Source organism: Hydrogenophaga sp. (genome assembly GCF_019264445.1).
GTDB lineage: Bacteria > Pseudomonadota > Gammaproteobacteria > Burkholderiales > Burkholderiaceae_C > Hydrogenophaga.
The window spans coordinates 18,194-37,117 of sequence record NZ_JAHVAB010000030.1 but is presented as its reverse complement, the minus strand read 5'-3'; the positions used below and the strand labels follow the sequence as shown (position 1 = coordinate 37,117).

Sequence of the window (18,924 nt, the reverse complement as noted above, 5' to 3'; positions counted from 1 at the left end):
GGCCCGATCGGCTGCGCGGCCGCGGCCGTTCTGGTGCGGGTCGGCATCGCACCGGCGCTGTGGTCGCCCACCCGCAGCCGCGTGCAACGCCATGCCGACCGTGCCCGCTTCACGTGCGCCGGCGCGGTGAGCGGCGAGGTGGATGTGGAATGGCTGGCCTCGCCGCAGCGCCTGGCCGAGTTCCCGGTGGTGCTGGTGTGTCTGCCGGCCAATGCCTATGGCGCGGTGCTCGGACCGCTGAACGCCGTGTGGCGCAGCGGACAACATGTGGTGGTCAGCGGCGCGCTGTCGCTCGCACCGCTGTGGATCGCGGGCGCCACCGAGGGCGTGCAGGTCAGCGGCTGGGGCACCACGCTCACCACCACGCACTTTCAGCCCGACGGCAGCCTGCACATCAACCCGCTGCGCAGCCGCATCGACATGGCCACGCTGGGTCCGCTGGATCCGTCAGAGGCGCTGCAAACCTGCGCCGATCTGTTCGGCGAACGCTTCGTGATGGCCGACAACCTGCTCGCACCCACGCTGGCCAACATCAACCCGATCGCGCACGCGGCAGAGGTCATTCCCAACCTCACGCGCATGGAGTCGGGCGAAGCGTGGTCGCTGTTTGGCCACTTCACCGCCGTGGTGGGCCGCATGGCCGAAGCGCTGGACGTGGAGCGCCAGGCCGTGGCGCACAGCTTCGGGCTGGCGCTGCCCTCGCTGCAGCAGCACTACGCCCGCTCCTACCATGTGCCCCAGGGGCCGCTGCACACCATGGCCGGCGCCATCGTCGAGGGCGGCATGAGCCCGAACGGGCCGGCCTCGCTGCAGCACCGCTATGTGCTCGAAGACGCGCCGTTCGGCCTGGCGTTTCTGGAGGCGCTGGCGGGCGTGGCCGGCGTGCGCACACCCGTGCTCACCGCCTGCCTCACGCTGCTGTCCACCGCCTACGGGCGCGACTTTCGCGCCGACAACTTCTTGCTCGACGCCTTGGGTGTGAACGCAGGCGACGCCGCCGCGCTGCTCGCGCGCTGCGCGGCAGCCGCCAGCCCGGCCAGCTGAGCGCGGTCGTTGCCGCTGCGGCGGTACACCATGGCAATGGGCACCGGCGGCGGCAGGCTTTCCATTGGCAGCTCGACGAGCGCTCCCCGCTGCAGGCGCTCGCTCAGCGTGCCCTGCGCCGCAAGCGTGATGCCCAGGTTCTGCTCGGCCAGCGCCAGGTGCGTGATCGCGCTCATGGTCTCGATGTGCGGGATGAGCGCGGGCAACCCCTGCTCGCGCAGCGTGTGCTCCAGCATCATCCGCGAGTTGGTCGGCCGGGGCGGCAGGATCCAGCGCGCCTGCGCCACCTCGGCCCAGCGCAGGGGCGCACTGCGGGCGGTGCGGCCCACCGCGAGCGCGTGGTGCGGGGAGCACACCACGCGCCATTGCTCCAGGCCGATGTGCGCGATGGTGAAGCCCTGTGCCGAGAGGCTGCCGAGTTCGGACGGCGTGTCCATGGTGATCAGCGCGTCCACCTCGCCCGCCTCCAGCTGGCGCGAAATATCGGCCAGCCGGCCTTCGAGCAACAGCACCCCGGGCAGCATGTCTTGCTCGGCGAGCGACGCCAGGATGCGCGGCAGCACCGTCCAGGTGAGAAAGGGCGTGGCGCCGATCTTCAGCCGGTCGTGCAGCGGGCGCAGCGGCGCGGCCAGCTCATCAGACAGCTGCTCCATCTCCGCCAGCAGCACGCGCCCGCGCTGCACCACGAGTGTGCCCGCCACCGTGGGCACCACGCCGCGCGGCAGGCGGTGAAAGAGCGGCTGCTCGAACAGCGCCTCCACATCCTTGAGCCCCTTGCTGACGGCCGCTGTGGTCATGTGCAGCCGCTGCGCTGCCGCCCGCATGTTGCCGGTATCGGCCAGCGTGCTGAGCAGCTCCAGCTGGCGAAAGCGCAGGGCGGCCATGAGCCGCTGTGAGGGGTTTCTCATGCTGGTGCGGCCGGCTGTGCCGCCAGGCGCCTGCGCGCGCACACATGCAGCTGGCGGGATGTCGGGTCCATGTGAATCCAGGCTCCTTTGAAGGGATGTTGCCAACGCAAGGCGTCGCAATCGACGTGCCAGGATTTTCAGCCTGGCGGGCCGCCTAGCCTTTGGTACACGGTACGGCTTCCTCTCCAGCCCCTACAAGCGTTGGGGGCCGCTCTCGTTCCGCGGCATGGCCTCGCGCACGATGTCGATGAAGGTGCGAAGACGGCGCGGTTGCAACCGCGATGCCGGGTAGATCAGGTACATCGGCAAAGGGGCGGCGCGCCATGCAGGCGCCAGATGCACCAGGGCGCCGCTGGACAGGTCGTCCGTGACCAGCCAGGCCGACACGATGGCTGCACCCAGCCCTTCCAGGGCGGCGCGTCGCAGTGCATAGAGGCTGTCGGTGGCCAACCGAGGCGCGATGGCGAAAGCTTTTTTCTCGCCGCCGGTCTCTCGGCGCAACACGACCTCTCGTTGGTAGAAGGTGCTCAACGCCAGCCAGGGCATGGACACGAGGTCGTCCGGGTCCAGTGGCGTCTGGCCCGTGATCAGCGCCGGGGCTGCCACCACGATCCGCGGCACCTCGGCGATCAGCAGCGCGACCACCGAAGGATCGTTGACCGCGCCGACGCGAATGGCGCAGTCGACGTCCTCTGCAGCGAAGTCGGGCAGGCGGTCGTTCAGACGCCACTCGACAGACACCTCCGGATAGCGGTGGAGGTAGTCGGCCAGCGGCCGCATGAGCTGGTCTTGCCCGAGCGCGTGGGGTGCAACGACCCGCAGCCTTCCTCTGGGCGTGTTCCGTCCTTCGGTCAGCTCGGCCTGCATGGCCAGCCATCCCGTGACGAGTTCGCGCGCCATTTCGAGAAAGCGCTCGCCATCCACGGTGAGCTTCATCGAGTGCGTGGATCGCTGGATCAGGCGAATCCCGAGCGACTGCTCCAAGGCCTTCAACCGGCGGCTCACGGTGGGTTGGGTGGTCCCCAGTTGCACGGCCGCGGCAGACAGGCTGCCCGCCTCAACGATGCGGATGAAGGTCCGCATGAGGTCGAGGCGGTCGGCATGGAGTGTGGTTTCGGTCATTCGACAAATGTATATCCGATGTGCGTTCCAGGGCCCTACTCAACCGCAAATCCGACGAAGACAATCCAAAAATCGTCAAAAACAAAGGGTTTACACCAATGTCAAATATCCATTCATTGCATAAAGAGCCGATCAGCCCACCCCGCGCCCTGGTCACATTGCTGGCGGCAGGTGCCGGCTTCTCTGTCGCCTCGATCTACTACGGGCAGCCCATTCTGGGCGCCATTGCGGCGGATCTGGGCGCTTTGCCCACCACGGTCGGTCTGCTGCCCATGCTGACGCAGCTCGGCTACGCGCTGGGCATCCTGTTGCTGGCGCCCTTGGCAGACCGCTACAGCCGCCGGCGCGTGATTGTGGCCAAAGCGATCGCGTTGACGCTGGCGTTGGCGGCCAGTGGCCTGTCGCCGGGAATGCCTGCGTTGTTGGTGGCGAGCTTCCTGGTCGGGCTGTTCGCCACGCTGGCGCAGGACTTCGTGCCGGCTGCTGCCTCGGTCGCTCCGCCCGCACACCGAGGGCGCATTGTGGGCACGGTCATGACCGGACTTTTGCTGGGCATCCTGCTGTCGCGCACTGCCAGTGGCCTGATAGGCCAGGGCCTGGGCTGGCGCGCCGTGTACTTTGCAGCGGCGGCCAGTGTGGCGCTGATCGGGGCCATCTCGTGGTGGCGCCTGCCCACCTTTGCACCCGGCAGCTCCCTTCGCTACGGTGCCTTGCTGGCCTCGATGGTCTTGCTCTGGCGGCGCCACGGCGCATTGCGCTCGGCGACCTTGTCGCAGGCGCTGCTGTCGGTGGGTTTCAGTGCCTTCTGGTCCACGCTGGCCTTGATGCTTCACGCCGACTTCGGTCTGGGCACCGCAGCCGCCGGGTCTTTCGGCCTGGCAGGTGCGGCGGGTGCGCTGGCGGCGCCGTGGGCTGGGCGCCTGGCCGACCGGTGGGGCGCAACCGGTGTGGCGCGCGCAGGCGCCGTGGTGGCCGGCGCGAGCTTTGTTGCGATGGCTGCGGGGTCGGCACTGCCCAGCGCGGCTCACCTCGCGCTGCTGGCGGTTACCGCCATTGGTTTCGACTTCGGGGTCCAGGCGGCCTTGGTGGCCCACCAGACCTTGGTCTATGGCCTCGATGCGCAGGCGCGCAGCCGGCTCAACGCCCTGTTGTTCACCGGCATTTTTCTCGGCATGGCGGCGGGTTCGGCTTTGGGCGCGTGGGCCTTGGCCCACTGGGGTTGGATGGGCGTGATCTCGGTCGCAGGCGCCAGCGCGCTGGCCGCTTTCGGTGTGCATGGCTGGCCGGACTCAGCACGCTTCCTGCCCATGAAAGCCCAACGTTGATTATCGAAAGATAACTGAACTTCTGAGGTGTGAGCAGGTTGTGAAGTGGCCGATTCGGGCCATTTTCTCCCTGCTAATCGCGGCAGATCAGGGTTTCTACCAGTCATTTTGCCGCGCAACGAATGGCAAACTTGTTTTGCTAGTTATCAAACGATAATTTAAAAGAGCCGGTCCAGACCCAGGTTGCCGGCCATCCGTCAACGATTGACTCAGGAGTCCTCCATGTCTTCTCCCCTTTCTCCGACCCTTTCGCAGTGGCTGCAAAAGCGCCACGGCCTGTTCATCGACGGCGCCGCCAGACCGGCGCGTGCTGCGGCTGAAATGCCCGTCATCGCCCCGGGACACGGCGGTGTCATTGCCCATGTGGCGGATGCCGATGCGCACGATGTGGCCGACGCCATTGCCAGTGCCCGGCGCGCGTTCCGTGCGCCCGAATGGGCGGGGCTGTCGATCCGTGCCCGCGCCAGGCTGATCAACCGCCTGGCCGATGCCATGGAGGCGCACATGGAAGAGCTGTATCAGCTCGAGACCCTGAACAACGGGCGGCCCCTGCGCGAAACCAGGGCCCAGCTCGCACGGGTTCCCGACCTCTTTCGCTACAACGCAGCGCTGGCCATCGCAAGGCGCGACTCGGTGATCCCGGTGGAGGGCAACTACCACGCGTTCACCAACCGAGGTCCGGTCGGTGTTGTGGCCAACATTGCGCCCTTCAATCACCCGTTGCTGATTGCCTCGCGAAATCTCGCGCCTACGTTTGCTTCCGGTTGCACCACGGTCGTCAAGCCTTCCGAGCTCACGCCGCTGACCACCTTGAGGCTGGCTGAGATCTTTACCGAGGCGGGTCTGCCGCCCGGCGTTTTCAACGTGGTGACGGGGGTCGGTGCGGCCGCCGGGAAGGCGCTCTCCGAGCACCCGGGCATCAACAAGCTGGTGCTGACCGGCGGCACGGAGGCCGGCCGCAGCGCGGGCGCTGCAGCGGCACGCAACTTCGTGCGGCAGACGCTCGAGCTCGGTGGCAAGACCCCGGTGATCGTGTTCGACGACTACAGCGTCGACCAGGCCGTGAACTACGCCGCTTTCGGAGCCTTTGTCGGTGCGGGACAGACCTGCGTCTGCGCGGCGCGCCACATCGTGCATCGCCGTGTCTATGACGAGTTCGTGGAGAAGCTGGCACGAAAGGCCGATGGCCTGGTGGTGGGTGACCCGTTTGATCCGCGCACGCAGATGGGGCCGGTGGTCTCACAGCGCCAGCGCGAAAGGATCCTGGACTATGTGCGCATTGGCGCGGCCGAAGGCGCGCGCCTGGCGGCGGGGGGCGTGGTGCCCGCCGAGCTGAGCGAATCCTCCGGCTTCTACGTCCGCCCCACGGTGCTCGCCGACGTCCACCCCGACATGCGGGTGGCGCGCGAGGAGGTGTTTGGCCCTTTCACGGTGGTCCTGCCCTTCGACACCGAAGAAGAGGCCATTGCCATCGCCAACGGTTCGGAATATGGCCTGGCCGCCGCGGTGCGCACCACCGATGTGGCCCGCGCGCACCGCGTGGCCAAGGCTCTCGAAGCCGGCATCGTGTGGGTCAACGACCACCACCGCGTCGACGCGGCATCGCCATGGGGCGGCGTGAAGCTCTCCGGCATTGGCCGGGAGTTCGGCCAGGAGGCATTTGACGGCTACTTCGACACCAAGGCGGTCATGGTCAACACCAGCAACGCGCCCTTTGACTGGTTTGACGTGACGCAGACCAACGCACGCCTGAACTGAGCCACATCCCCACCCGCCACCCACCGAGGAGACCAACATGAAATTCGAACAACGCATCGCCCGCCCACTGCTGACCCTGATCGCCACCGTTGGCGCGCTGGGCATCGCCACGGGCGCAGCCGCGCAGGGCGATTCCAGCAGGGACACGCTGCGCATCGTGGTGCCTTTTGGCCCTGGCACACCGCTGGACGTCATCGCACGAGACATCGTTCAAGAGATGCGGCCCTTGCTCCAGCAGACCATCGTGGTTGAAAACAGGCCCGGCGCGGCCGGGATGATCGGTGGGGCCGAACTGGCGCGCACCACGACACCGGCGACCACGTTCATGCTGACCACGCACAACACCGTGGTGATCAACCCGCACCTCTACAAGAACATGAGCTACCAGCCCCAGCGCGACTTCATCCCGGTCGGCCTGGTCGGCGTAGGGGGCTATGTGCTGGTGGCATCGCCCACTTCGCCCTTCAAGACACTGGATCAGTATCTGTCCGAGGCGAAGGCCCACCCGGGCAAGGTGTCGTACGGCTCGCTGGGCATCGGCAGTGGGCCGCACATGTGCGGAGAGATGCTGGTCGAAAAGACCAAGGTCAAGCTGCTGCATGTGCCATTCACCACGGGCAGCATCGTCAACGTGGTCAGTGGTCAGGTCGATTCGTCCTGGGAGCCCTACGCGACGGCAGCACCTTTCATCAAGACGGGAAAGCTGGTCCCACTCGGTGCGAGCACAAACTACCGTGCATCGGTATTCCCATCGACGGTGCCACTGCTACCGGAGCTGCTGTCGGGCTATGAGTGCACGAGCTGGATTGGACTGTTCGCGTCGGCCAAGGCGCCTGAGCCTGCGGTGCGGCGGCTGTCGGAAGCGCTGACGAAGGTGGTGCAGTCGCCGGCCTTCCAGGAACGTCTGTTGACCAACGGCTTTCTGCCCAAGCTGGCGACGCCGGCCGAAATGCGGGACCTCATCGCCAACGACACCAAGACCTGGGCCCGCATCGTGAGCGAGACGGGGCTCAAGCTCGAGTGACGCTGGCGGCCCCCCCCCCACATACCCGCCATCAAAAGGAACCGCCATGCTCTACACCTGCGCGCCCGGCTGCCGTGATCCACAGCACCGCCATGCGTCCGCCGCACCGATCGCCGCCACCACAGGCACCGCACCGGAGTCGCCGTCCCTCGATGGCAGCCACCGCACGGTCCAACGGGCAGCGGCCCGGCGCATCGATGTGCACTGCCACTATCTCCAACCGGTGGTAGCTGCCAAGGTCGCCCACCTCGAACCCGCCCGATACGACCCGAGCACGGTGTTCGCGAATGCCCTGACGCGCGAGACCAATCAGCGGCAGATGCAGGAGCGCTCGGTCGCACTGACCGACGTGAACCGCCGTCTCCAGGACATGGACCGAATGGGCGTCGATCTCCAGGTCGTCAGTCCCGCGCCTTTTCAGTACTACTACTTCACGACGCCCTCTGTGGGCGCGACCGTGTCCCGAGAAATCAATGAAGGCATGCGCGCGCTGGTGGACGGGAACCCGGGTCGATTTGCGGCGCTGGGCACCGTGCCCTTGCAGGACGCCGAGCGCGCCATGCAGGAGCTGGCGCACGCCATGACCCATCTGGGGCTGCGCGGAGCAGAAATCGGGACCAGCGTGAACGGCATGGACCTCACGGATCCCCGGCTTGGCCTGGAGCGCTTCTTCGCGCTGGCCAACGAGCTGGAGGCCGTGCTCTTCCTGCATCCCGTTGGATTCACCGAAGGCGGCCGCCTGCTGGATCACTACCTGAACAACGTCATTGGCAATCCACTGGAAACCACCATTGCGGCGAGCAGGCTCATCTTCGACGGCGTGGCGGCACGCTATCCGAAGATCAAATTCCTGCTGGCCCACGGCGGTGGCTACCTGGCCTCGTACTGGGCTCGCATGGACCATGCATGGAAAGCACGCGGCGACTGCCGCACCGTGATCGCCGAGGCGCCTTCGAGCTACCTCGAAAAAATGTACCTCGACACCGTGGTCTTCGATCCGTCACACCTGTCGAACCTCATCGCCCGCTATGGCGCGAGCCAGGTGCTCATGGGTTCGGACTACCCCTACGACATGGGCGAAGAAGACCCTGTGCACCTGATCGAGCGCGTGGCCGGACTGCGCGAGGAGGAGCGCGCGCTGATCCTCGGCGGAAACGCCGAGCGCATCTTCGGCCTTCAACGCGAGACCGTCACCACCCATTGATGCCAGCCAAGGACTTCCGACCATGAGCGCACTCTTCAGCCCACTCCAATTGGGGACCATCCAACTGCCCAACCGCATCGCGGTATCGCCGATGTGCCAATACGTCGCCCAGGATGGGCAGGCGACCGATTGGCACCTGCAACATCTGGCCCAGCTCGCGATGTCGGGAGCCGGTCTCGTCATGCTGGAGGCCACGGCGGTGGAGCCGCGCGGACGCATCACACACGGCTGCCTGGGGCTGTATTCCTCGCAGACAGCGTCTGCGCTGGAGCGTGTGCTGCGCGTCGCTCGATCCATGGCCGCCCCTGGAACACGTTTCGGCATCCAGCTGAGCCATGCGGGGCGCAAAGCGTCGAGCCGCGTGCCTTGGCGCGGCGGGGCGCATCTGAGCACGGGCGAGGCAGGCGCCGAGGGTGAGCCTTGGCAAGCCGTGGCACCCTCGGCGCTGGCATTTGGAGAGTTTCCCCTGCCGACCGAACTCAGTACGCGCGACATGGAAGCGATCGCTCAGGCTTATGTGGCGGCGGCGCAAGCCGCCGTGCGACTGGGGTTCGACGTGGTCGAACTCCACTGCGCACACGGCTACCTGATGCACCAGTTCCTCTCCCCTCTGTCCAACCAGCGCGACGATGCCTTCGGGAGCTCGGCATCGGCCCGTCAGCGATGGCCCTTGCAGGTGGCCGAGCGCGTCCATGCCGCCTTGCCGGCGTCGGTCGGCTTTGGTGCACGCATCAGTGCGAGCGAATGGACACAGGGCGGGCTGGATGTGGACCACGCCGTGCACTTCAGCCGTGAGCTCCAACGTGTGGGCGCGGACTACGTCTGCGTGAGCAGTGGCAGCGTCGACGCGGGCACACGGATTCCCTTCAGTCCGGGCTTCCAGGTGCCCTTCGCCTCGCGCATCCGCAGCGAGACAGGCATCGTCACGCGAACGGTCGGTGCCATCACCGAACCGACCCAGGCGGAAGACATCATTGCCAATGGCCACGCAGACCAGGTCGCATTGGCCAGGGCCTTTCTGGCCGATCCGCGCTGGGTATGGCGCGCTGCCGAAGAGCTGGGCGCGACCACGTTCTACCCGCCCCCTTACGAACGTGCCAAAGGGCTGCGGCGTCCGCCGGCGCGTTGATGCTTAGGTTTTGCACCGAGCAAGGTTTCCAGAAAACGGCTGGCCCCGGGCGCAAGCGCCTCGGGGCGCCAGACGATGCGGTAGTGGCTTTCCATTTTCAGCAGTGGCAACGGACGGACCACGATGTCCTTGCCCACAAACTGCATCAGGCTCTCTTGCGCGACGCACAAACCGAACCCGCCGGCCACCAGCGCAAGGGCCGAAATCATGTCGCCCGCCACGCAAGCCACACGCGGCTCGAAGCCGAGGCGATTGCAGGCCGCAGTGAAGCGGGCGCGCAGTGATTGCCCAGGCCGCACGGGCGTGACGACCCATTCGGCTTCCATCAGTTGCTGCAGCGTGATCCTTGGCACTTCGGCACAGGGATGGTTGCGCGGCACGAGCAACACGTATTTCTCCACGCTGTAGATCTCGGTGCGGAACTCGGGGTCGGCGGCTTCCTGCGTGCTCACTGCGAAGTCGAGCCGGCCCCGGCGCAGGGCATCAAGTTGCTCGTCCTCGGGCGCACCTTCGAACTGGAAGCGAAGCGAAGGGTGGGCTTGCTGTACGCGACGGGCGATGGCCGGGATGACGCCGTTGTAAAGCGCCCCTGGCATGTGACCGATGACGACGGTTCCGCCCATGCCGCTGGCGTGACGCTGCAGGTCCTGAACGAGCTGCTCGTTGTTCATGAGGATTCTTCGCGCATTGAGCAGCAGCTCTCTGCCGGCGTTGTTCAAGCGCAGCCCTCGACCGACCCGCTCGAACAGCGCGAATCCGATCTGCATCTCAAGCTTCAGGATGGCGCGGCTCAAGGGCGAAGCCGAGATATGCAGCTGCATCGCAGCCTTGGAAATGCTCTCGTTCTCGGCGACAGCCACGAACTGTTTGAGGGTGCGGAAATCGAGATGCTGCATGGCGCCTTCCTGTGTGTTGCCTCAAAAAAATCAGGACATTCAAGGTCCGCAAATTTGAGAAAAAAAGTCCTTTTAAGGTGGTCATCAAATCGTCAGAATTCATCCATGTCAAGTGCCTTTGTCGCGCTTCATCTGCTCAAACAACGCTCTCATTTCGCTCCAATGATTCATTTTGATCACGTCTGCATGGCCGCTCCCAACGTCTACGAGTCGACCTATCGGCTGAGCCAGGAGACGGGCCTGGGCAACTACGACGGTGGCTTCTTTCCGCTGTATGGCATTGGCCACCGCGTGGTGCCCTTGGCGCCGGACATTTATATCGAAGTCGAAAGCCTGATCGATCGCAGGCCGCTGGCACAAGGGCAACCACTCGCTGCGTTCATGGACCGCCAGACCCGCGAGGGCGATCGCTTTGTAGGCTGGTGCCTGCGCAGCGACACGATGGAAGAACTGGAAGCATTCGCTGCCCATCACGGAACGGTGGTTGACCATGCCACCACCGGAAAAAACGCGGGCCGCCAGATGATGGATGGCTCCAGGGGTTTCGCGTTGCAGGCGCCCAGCGCCACAACGGCCTGGCCCATGGGCAAGCCCAACCTCTACTTCAAGCCCGGCAATGGCACGCACGCCGGCAGCCTCCCCGTTGTGCCGGGCTCGGGCCGTGTGGTGGGACGAGGTCTCGAGTGGATCGAGATCGGAGAGGACCGCGATGCCTTCGCTGCGTGGTTGGGTGATGTCGCGACACCGGCAGGCTTCCCGTTCGAGATTCGCTACAACGGCGGCGCACCAGGCCTGTATGCCATGGGTGTGCGCAGCGACGAGGGTGTGATCGAAATCCGGCGCCCTGCTGTGCTCGTCGAGTGAGCCGCTGCACAACCCCGTTCCCCTGAACCCCCTCTCGATCCTTCGCTCAACGGAGTCCCCATGTCCGCTCTCGCTTCATCCCCACTGGCGCGAACCGCCCCGCGTGCTGTTCGGCATATGGCCCTTCAGGCGCTCGCGCTCTGTCTTTGCGCGCCGCTTGCCATGGCGCAGGGTGCATACCCCTCAAAGCCTATCAACGTGGTGATTGGTTACCCGCCAGGCGGTAGCGTGGACGCGGTCGGCCGTGCCGTGGTCGAGTCCATGGGCAAGCGCCTGGGCGCCACGACCGTGATCGAGAACATCGGTGGTGCGGCTGGAGCCATTGGTGTCCAGAAAGGCGTAGCCGCTGTCGCTGATGGCTACAACCTTGTCTTTGGCTCCAGCAGTGAGTTCGTGGCAGTCAAAGCCATCAACCCGGCGTTGAAGTACGACGTGCAGAGAGACCTCGTGCCAGTGGGCTATGTGGGTTCGATACCGCTCGTGCTGGTGGCTTCTCGCCAGAGCGGCATCACGTCGTTGAACCAGTTCGTGTCCGAGGTGCGGGCGAAGCCGGGCAAGTTCACCTACGGGACATCGGGCGTCGGCTCCATGCTGCACTTCTCGGGCGAGCTGTTGAAGCGCCAGGCCGGCATCTCGATTCTTCACATTCCCTACAAGGGAGCCAGCAACATCGGCGCGGACCTCGCTGGCGGCAGCATCGAGTTTGCCTTTCTGGGGCCCGGTGCCGCGCGGCCGTTCATCGACGCTGGACACATCACCCCGATTGCCGTGACCAGTGCGAAGCGGACCGCCAGCCTGCCGAATGTTCCAGCCCTCACGGAACACCCGGCACTCAAAGGCTACGACCTGGTGGCCTGGTATGCCCTGATGGCACCCAAGGGGACGCCACCGGACATCGTGGCGAAGTTGCATGTCGCGCTCATGCAATCGCTTCAGGAGCCCGACGTGCGCACCAAGCTTGAGCGCATCGGTGTCGACGTCGGGCGAGGCGACGAAGACATGCCCAAGCTCATGGCCCGCGATGCATTGCAGTACCAGCGAATCGTGCAGTTCGCCGGCATGAAGGAATAACCCCCCAAGGACCCACCATGACAATTGATCGCCGCATTTTTCTCAAGCGCACAGGTTCCGGCATTGCGCTTTCTGCAGTCAGTCTGAACGAAGTCTTCGCGCAGAAGACCAAGCGCCTGATCGGCGCCATCGAGGAAGACCCCGCCAGCATCAACCCTGCGCTGACCACCGTCATCTCCAGCTTCACCGCCGGTTGTCCTGTGTACAGCGCGCTCACCTGGATGGATGCGAAGGGCGACGTGCATCCCGACCTCGCCGAGTCCTGGGAAGTGGCTCCCGACAACAAGAGCTACACCTTCCGCCTGCGCCAGAACGTCAAGTGGCACGACGGTGCTCCGTTCAGTGCGGAGGATGTGAAGTTCTCGCTGGAGAACATCACCCGCAAGCTGCATCCGTGGGGGCGTAACGCGTTCGCCGCGCTGAGTGGGGTCGATATCGTCGACCCGCGCACGGTGGTGCTGCGATTCGATCGGCCGAATCCGTTCGTGCTGAGCGCGTCCACGGTGTCGATCGCCGCGATCCTGCCCAAGCACTTGTGGGCGAACCAGGAACCGGTGCAGAACCCGCACAACCGCAAGCCTGTAGGGACCGGCCCGTTCATGCTCGTGGAGCACAAGGTGGGCGATCGGCTGGTGTACCGGCGCAACCCGAACTACCACTTCCCGGGCCAGCCGGCATTTGACGAGCTGGTGCTGCGCGTCATGCCCGACGGTGCAGCCCGTGTCGCCGCGCTGGAAAACGGCGAGATCGACATGTTGAACACGTTCGCCCTGCCCACCACAGAGGTTCGCCGCGTCAGCAGACTGCCCAACATCAAGATCGCCTCCACCGGTCAGGCAGCGCCCACTTACCTCTGCACTTTCAACTTGCGCTCGCCCCAGTTGGCCAAGGTGCAGGTGCGCCACGCTCTCGCGCACACCATTGACCGCGCATTCATCCGCAACACGGTGATGCCCGGCCTGGCCGATCCGGTGATCGGCCCCGTGCCCAGCGTGCTCAAGCTGTCGAGCAAGAACGTCGTCGACTATCCGCTCGACGTCGAACGCGCCAAGCGCTTGCTGGATGAGGCAGGCTTCAAGGCGGTCGATGGCCGGCGTTTCAACCTGCGCCTGCTGTTTCCCAACTCGGACACGCGCGCCGTGCGCATGGCCGACATCGTTCGGCAGAACCTGATCGCCTTGGGTATATCGACCGACATCGTGCCGATGGAACGTGCCTTGCTCATGCAGAAAGGCTACACCGACAGCGAGTTTGATCTGCTCATCGACAGCTACCTGCTCGGGCCGGATCCGGCCATCGGTGTGGAGCGCCTGTACAACTCCGCCAGCATCTTCACGCCAGCGCGCCCTTTCACCAACAACAGTGGCTACCGCAGTGCCGAGGTCGACAAGCTGTTCGAGCAGGAAAAGCAGGCGGCCGATCCGGACAAGCGAAAGGCGGTCTACGAGCAGATTCAGCAGAAGATCTGGGCCGACTTGCCGATCCTGCCCTTGTTTTCGTACCGCGGCGCAGAGGCCTACAACGCGCGGATGGTCAGCGGCATCTTCGATGTCGCTGACGGCAGCAAAGAGAGCTTCGCTCGTGCAAGGCCGGTGTAAATGAGCGCGCTTGCCCACCTGGCGATGGCCATTGGCCGTCGGATGATGATGGCCGTCCCTGTGGTGATGGCTATCGTGGTTCTGACGTTCGTCCTGATCCGACTTTCGCCCACCGATCCGGCCGTGTTGCTGGCGGGTGATGCGCCGGCACCTGAATTTCTGGAAAAGATCCGGGCGCAATACCACCTCGACGAGTCCGTGGCCAAGCAGCTGGCCATTTACGTGGGCGCTGCCTTGCAAGGGGATCTGGGAACGTCGATCTACTTCCAGAAGCCGGTGACCGACCTGATCCTTGCGCACGCGCCGGTCACCTTTTTGCTCACCCTCACCAGCCTGGCCATTGCCAGCGTCATCGGTGTATCACTGGCGGTGCTCGCCGCATCGCGCCAAGGCACCGCTGCCGACACAGGGGTCACCGCTCTGTCGCTGGCGGGCTACTCGATGCCCGCTTTCTGGATCGGGCAGCTGCTGATCCTGACGTTCTCGGTCTGGCTGGGCTGGCTACCCAGCAATGGCATGGGGTCCGCTCGCGAGACTTACGAAGGCGTTGAGCTGTTCGTCGACCGCGTGCGCCACATGGTGCTCCCTGTGACCAGCCTGGTGCTGTTTGAACTGGCCATCATCACGCGCTTCACGCGCACGGCCATGGTTCAGGCACTGCGGCAAGACTATGTGACGGTGGCACGCGCCAAAGGTGCGGGCGTGGCGCGCGTTCTGTGGCGTCACGCATTGCCCAATGCGCTGGTCACCACCGTCACGGTGCTGGGCCTGGAGTTTGGCTTCCTGCTGGCGGGTTCGGTGGTCACCGAAATCGTCTTCGGCTGGCCAGGGCTTGGGCGGCTCTTTTTCGATGCCATCTTCCGACGCGACTTCCCGTTGCTCACAGGTTGCTTCATCTTCACCTCCGTGATGGTCGTGCTGGCCAACATGGTCACCGACGCGCTGGTGTCGGTGCTCGATCCGAGAACCGCCCGATGAGCGCCATGAACCCTTCCCAGGCAAAGCCATGGCCGGTCTGGCGCGCGCTCAACCCATCGGGCCGCATCGGCCTGCTGTTTCTCGTGGCGGCCGTGGTGCTGTGCACGGTGGTCGCTTGGACGCTGCAACAGTCGCCATCGACCATGAGCGAATCCCTGCGCGAGCCACCCAGCGCGACCCACTGGCTGGGCACCGACGACTTGGGCCGCGATGTGCTCGCGCGGGTGGCCCACGGTGGACAGATCTCGCTGATGGTGGGTGCCTTCAGCGCATCGATCGCTGTCCTGATCGGCGTGGCCGTAGGCGCAGCCTGCGGCTATGTGGGCGGTGCCTTCGATGCCGTCGTCATGCGCATCACCGAAGCGTTCCAGATCATCCCCCGCTTCTTCCTGGCGCTGATCGTGGTGGCCCTGGTGGGATCGGGTATCTGGAAGATCATCCTGGTGCTGGGACTGCTGAGCTGGCCAGCCACCGCGCGCGTGGTGCGCGCCCAGGTCCTCGTTCTGCGCAAGGAAGAGTTCGTGCTGGCTGCGATCATGGGTGGCGCGTCCACCCTGCGCGTGATCGGTCGCCACATCCTGCCCAACGTGGCGCCCATCATTGCCGTGAGCGCCTCTCTGCAAGCCGGCTCCGCCATTCTGCTGGAGTCCTTCATCAGCTTCCTGGGGCTGGGCGATGTGGCGCACCCGAGTTGGGGGTTGCTGCTGCAGCAAGGCCAGTTGTTCATTCGCGATGGATGGTGGATTTCGACCTTTCCCGGGTTGGCGCTCTCCCTCACCATCCTTGGCCTCAACCTGCTGGGCGACGGGATCCGCGCAGCGCACGGCGACACCGCAAGCACCTCATGATCGATTTGAAAACCGTTCTGGATGTGGACGACCTCCACGTTGACATCGGCGCGCCCGGTGGGCGCACTTTCTCTGCGTTGCAGGGCGTATCGCTCCAGATCCGCGCGGGCGAGATCGTGGGCGTAGTCGGCGAATCCGGCTCCGGCAAATCCTTGCTGGCGAAGTCGGTCATGCGGCTGCTTCCTGCCGCGGCACGGGTCACGCGTGGTCGCATTCGCCTGGGCGCGCAGGACTTGTTGGCCCTCGATGCGGATGCCATGCGCAGGCTGCGCGGGGGCGAACTGTCCATGGTGTTCCAGGATCCGATGACGTCGCTCAACCCGGTGCTGCGCGTGGGCGCGCAGTTGTCCGAAGCCGTGGAGTTGCATCAACCGGTGACCCGTCAGACTGCCTGGGCCAAAGCGCACGAACTTCTGTCCAGGGTCGGCATTGCAAGCTCACAGGAGCGCGCTCGGCAGTACCCGCACGAATTCTCTGGCGGCATGCGCCAGCGAGCGATGATCGCCATGGGGATCGCGAATGCTCCCAGACTGCTGATCGCCGACGAGCCGACGACGGCACTCGATGTCACCGTGCAGCTGCAGATCCTCCGACTCCTGAAGGCGCTGAACAAAGAGTCCGGGACGGCAGTGCTCTTCATTACGCACAACATGGGGGTCGTTGCCAGCCTGTGTGATCGCGTGGCGGTGATGTACTCCGGGCGGATTGTGGAAGAGGGGCCGGTGGATGCGATCTTTTCCGCGCCCAAGCATCCTTACACCTGGGCGCTGCTCAATGCCGTGCCCCGACTGGATTCACCCAAGGGGCAGCGGCTCGCCGCCATTCCCGGCCAGGCACCCGACCCGGCGGCGCCAGCGCCGGGCTGCAGGTTTGCGCCGCGGTGCAGCCATGCCGTCGACCAGTGCCGTGCGCACGAGCCCAGCCGGGTCGAAGCGGGCGATCTCCACAGCGTCGCCTGCTGGGTCCGGCCCCAACTCCAGGAGAAGGCCCATGCCGCTGCCCATTGACAGGGACACCCCACCCTTGCTGCACGTCCGCCATGTCGGGCGCGATTTTGCGGGCCGAGGCTGGGGAGTGTCTGCGCCCTTTCGCGCCGTCGACGACGTGAGCCTTGCCGTCTGGCGCGGCGAAACGCTTGGCATCGTGGGCGAATCCGGTTCCGGCAAATCCACACTGGGAAGGATGATCGCAGGCTTGCTGACCCCGACCCGCGGGCAGGTTCTGCTGGACGGCGACGACGTTCATGCCGGCCAGGGCGCCCGCAAACGCGAGGTGTGGCGCCGCATGCAGATGGTGTTTCAGGACCCCTACGCTTCACTCAATCCCCGCATGACGGTTCGGGATGCGTTGCTCGAACCCATGCGCAACTTCGGCGTCGCGCAGGGACAAGCCGCAGAAGACCGCGCGCGCCGCCTGCTCGATGCGTGCGGTCTGGCCTCCCGCAGCCTGGATCTGTTTCCTCGCGAGTTCTCAGGGGGCCAGCGCCAGCGCATCGGGATTGCGAGGGCGCTCGCCGTGCAACCCGATCTGATCGTGGCCGACGAACCGGTGTCGGCGCTGGACGTGTCGGTGCAGGCACAGGTGATCAACCTGATGATGGACCTGCAGGCCGAATTCCGCCTGACCTACGTTTTCATCGCTCACGACCTTGCCGTGGTACGCCAGATCGCCGACCGCGTGGGCGTGATGCACAAGGGACACATGGTGGAGCTCGCCGACAGTGAGACGCTGTTCTCGTCGCCCGCACACGCCTACACGAAGATGTTGCTCGCCAGCAGCCCGGTTGCCGATCCGGTGAGGGCGAGGCAGCAAATTGCCGGCGCTTTGGCATGAGCCGTTTGTTGCTGCGACAGGCAGAAGTGGTGACGATGGATGCAGCGGGCGATTGGCCCGTCGCAGACATCCTGGTGGAGGACGGCGCGATCGCCGCGGTGGGCCCTGAACTGCCAGCCACCGATGCAGAGCTGGTGGATGCATCGGGTTGCATCGCGCTGCCCGGCATTATCGACGCACACACCTGTCTGTGGCAGACCGTGCTGCGCAACTGGGTGCCCGATCTCTGGGGCGGGCGGTACTTTGGTGAACTGTTGCCGCTGCGGCGGCACTTTCAAGCGGAGGAAAACCACCTGGGTGGATGGATCGGCGGCTCGGAGCTCCTGTCGTGTGGCACCACAACCGTGGTGGACTATTGCCACAACATCGCCGGGCCGGGCTACGCCGAAGCGGCCATTGCCGGGTTGAGGGAATCGGGCATCCGACATGTCTTCACCTACTCGTTCATGAACGAGTCACCTGACGGCTTCGCCAGCCAGCGCGCACGCTTTTCCGACGCCGAGCACATCTACCGGCGCTTTCACGAAGCGTCGGGCATGACGAGCGTCCATTTCGGTGTCGAATCGGTCGGCGCTGGCGGCCTGTCCGAGCAACTGGCTTTCGCGCGTGACCACGTTGCGATGAGCTGCATTCACATCAACGCCAGAAACGACATTCACCAGCTGCTGCTCGATGGCCTGTTGGGGCCAGACCTGCTGGCGATCCACGGCAACCTGTTGACCGACGCCGAGCTTCAGGCAATGGCCGAGGTCAGGATGCCGCTGTGCTTCACTCCCTCGGCCGACGTGCAAGGCACACCGGCGGACGTGGTGAGGCGAGCGCGGTTGTTGGGCGTGCCCGTGGTGTACGGTTGCGACGTGCCTTGCCACGTGGGTTCGGACACCCTCCAGCAGCTTCGCTACCTGTTCCATGTGCAAGGCTATATCGACGGTGCGGTTGCCCGTGAGCGCGCACCGGTACACACGCGCCGGCCGACGCCTGCCTTCGGCATGCCACTGCTGCGGCCTCGCGACTTGATCCGCAGTGCCACCATCGAAGCCGCCACTGCGCTGGGGATGCAAGACCGCATCGGCTCGATCACCGTCGGCAAACGGGCAGACATCGTGCTGGTGCGCAAGGACGCCTTTGGTGGCGCGGTGGGCGACCCATGCGCTTATGTGCTGTTGCAGGCCAGTGCGCGCGACATCGACACGGTGCTGGTCGACGGGGTGGTTCGCGTGAGAGGCGGGCGCGTCGAAGGCTTTGACGCGCAGCGAGCGCGCCGCCTTGCAGGGGAGGCGCGTCAGCGGCTGATCGGTGCTGCGTGAGCGCGAGCGGGCGCG

At 65.4% G+C, this 18,924-nt stretch carries 17 protein-coding genes; 14 read left to right on the top strand and 3 right to left on the bottom strand.

The genetic code is table 11. From position 1 onward, the window contains the following. Positions 1–1,044, top strand: a 1,044-nt coding sequence (locus KXJ60_RS04650; protein ID WP_291124571.1) for an NAD/NADP octopine/nopaline dehydrogenase family protein, incomplete at its 5' end; no start/stop codon positions are given. Here the strand turns inward: KXJ60_RS04650 and KXJ60_RS04645 are convergent. Both KXJ60_RS04645 and KXJ60_RS04640 read right to left on the bottom strand, forming a co-directional pair. Next, a complete protein-coding gene (locus KXJ60_RS04645) occupies positions 930–1,952 on the bottom strand; it encodes a LysR family transcriptional regulator (RefSeq protein WP_291124569.1) in 1,023 nt (340 codons plus the stop codon). The two genes, KXJ60_RS04650 and KXJ60_RS04645, sit on opposite strands and share 115 nt — an antisense overlap. A 192-nt stretch (positions 1,953–2,144) precedes the next feature. After that, positions 2,145–3,074 (bottom strand): LysR family transcriptional regulator, encoded by a 930-nt coding sequence (locus KXJ60_RS04640; RefSeq protein WP_291124567.1) that lies wholly within the window; start codon positions 3,072–3,074, stop codon positions 2,145–2,147. A 98-nt stretch (positions 3,075–3,172) separates the two neighbouring features. On the opposite strand from KXJ60_RS04640, the gene KXJ60_RS04635 reads away from it, so the two are divergent. From KXJ60_RS04635 to KXJ60_RS04615, 5 genes are all read left to right on the top strand, one after another. Further along, positions 3,173–4,399, top strand: coding sequence for an MFS transporter (locus KXJ60_RS04635; protein ID WP_291124565.1), 1,227 nt, complete (start codon positions 3,173–3,175; stop codon positions 4,397–4,399). A 222-nt stretch (positions 4,400–4,621) separates the two neighbouring features. After that, entirely contained in the window at positions 4,622–6,157 is a 1,536-nt protein-coding gene (locus KXJ60_RS04630; protein WP_291124563.1) for an aldehyde dehydrogenase, read from the top strand. Between the two features lie 37 nt (positions 6,158–6,194). Continuing rightward, positions 6,195–7,181 (top strand): tripartite tricarboxylate transporter substrate binding protein, encoded by a 987-nt coding sequence (locus KXJ60_RS04625; protein ID WP_291124561.1) that lies wholly within the window; start codon positions 6,195–6,197, stop codon positions 7,179–7,181. 46 nt (positions 7,182–7,227) lie between these two features. Beyond that, a complete protein-coding gene (locus KXJ60_RS04620; RefSeq protein ID WP_291124559.1) occupies positions 7,228–8,385 on the top strand; it encodes an amidohydrolase family protein in 1,158 nt (385 codons plus the stop codon). Between the two features lie 22 nt (positions 8,386–8,407). Next, a complete protein-coding gene (locus KXJ60_RS04615) occupies positions 8,408–9,514 on the top strand; it encodes an NADH:flavin oxidoreductase/NADH oxidase (protein ID WP_291124557.1) in 1,107 nt (368 codons plus the stop codon). Here the strand turns inward: KXJ60_RS04615 and KXJ60_RS04610 are convergent. Then, positions 9,472–10,410 carry a LysR family transcriptional regulator gene (locus KXJ60_RS04610; RefSeq protein WP_291124555.1) on the bottom strand — a complete coding sequence of 313 codons (939 nt, stop codon included), beginning with the start codon at positions 10,408–10,410 and terminating at the stop codon, positions 9,472–9,474. The genes KXJ60_RS04615 and KXJ60_RS04610 overlap by 43 nt on opposite strands. Here KXJ60_RS04610 and KXJ60_RS04605 point away from each other — a divergent pair. The 8 genes from KXJ60_RS04605 to KXJ60_RS04570 all read left to right on the top strand — a co-directional run bounded on the left by KXJ60_RS04605 (position 10,324) and on the right by KXJ60_RS04570 (position 18,909). Continuing rightward, positions 10,324–11,274, top strand: coding sequence for a VOC family protein (locus tag KXJ60_RS04605; RefSeq protein WP_363318038.1), 951 nt, complete (start codon positions 10,324–10,326; stop codon positions 11,272–11,274). The two genes, KXJ60_RS04610 and KXJ60_RS04605, sit on opposite strands and share 87 nt — an antisense overlap. 198 nt (positions 11,275–11,472) lie before the next feature. Then, entirely contained in the window at positions 11,473–12,345 is an 873-nt protein-coding gene (locus KXJ60_RS04600; RefSeq protein WP_291124551.1) for a tripartite tricarboxylate transporter substrate binding protein, read from the top strand. Between the two features lie 17 nt (positions 12,346–12,362). Continuing rightward, positions 12,363–13,943 (top strand): ABC transporter substrate-binding protein, encoded by a 1,581-nt coding sequence (locus KXJ60_RS04595; protein WP_291124549.1) that lies wholly within the window; start codon positions 12,363–12,365, stop codon positions 13,941–13,943. Beyond that, positions 13,944–14,921 (top strand): ABC transporter permease, encoded by a 978-nt coding sequence (locus KXJ60_RS04590; RefSeq protein ID WP_291124547.1) that lies wholly within the window; start codon positions 13,944–13,946, stop codon positions 14,919–14,921. 5 nt (positions 14,922–14,926) lie between these two features. After that, on the top strand, positions 14,927–15,769 hold the full coding sequence (locus tag KXJ60_RS04585) for an ABC transporter permease (protein ID WP_291124545.1): 843 nt from the start codon (positions 14,927–14,929) through the stop codon (positions 15,767–15,769). After that, a complete protein-coding gene (locus KXJ60_RS04580; protein ID WP_291124543.1) occupies positions 15,766–16,776 on the top strand; it encodes an ABC transporter ATP-binding protein in 1,011 nt (336 codons plus the stop codon). The genes KXJ60_RS04585 and KXJ60_RS04580 overlap by 4 nt, the downstream gene beginning before the upstream one ends. Next, positions 16,760–17,602: an ATP-binding cassette domain-containing protein gene (locus tag KXJ60_RS04575; RefSeq protein ID WP_291124541.1), complete on the top strand. Its 843-nt coding sequence runs from the start codon at positions 16,760–16,762 to the stop codon at positions 17,600–17,602. Before KXJ60_RS04580 ends, KXJ60_RS04575 begins: the two co-directional genes overlap by 17 nt. Further along, positions 17,599–18,909 (top strand): amidohydrolase family protein, encoded by a 1,311-nt coding sequence (locus KXJ60_RS04570; protein ID WP_291124539.1) that lies wholly within the window; start codon positions 17,599–17,601, stop codon positions 18,907–18,909. Before KXJ60_RS04575 ends, KXJ60_RS04570 begins: the two co-directional genes overlap by 4 nt. Positions 18,910–18,924 lie beyond the last annotated feature (15 nt).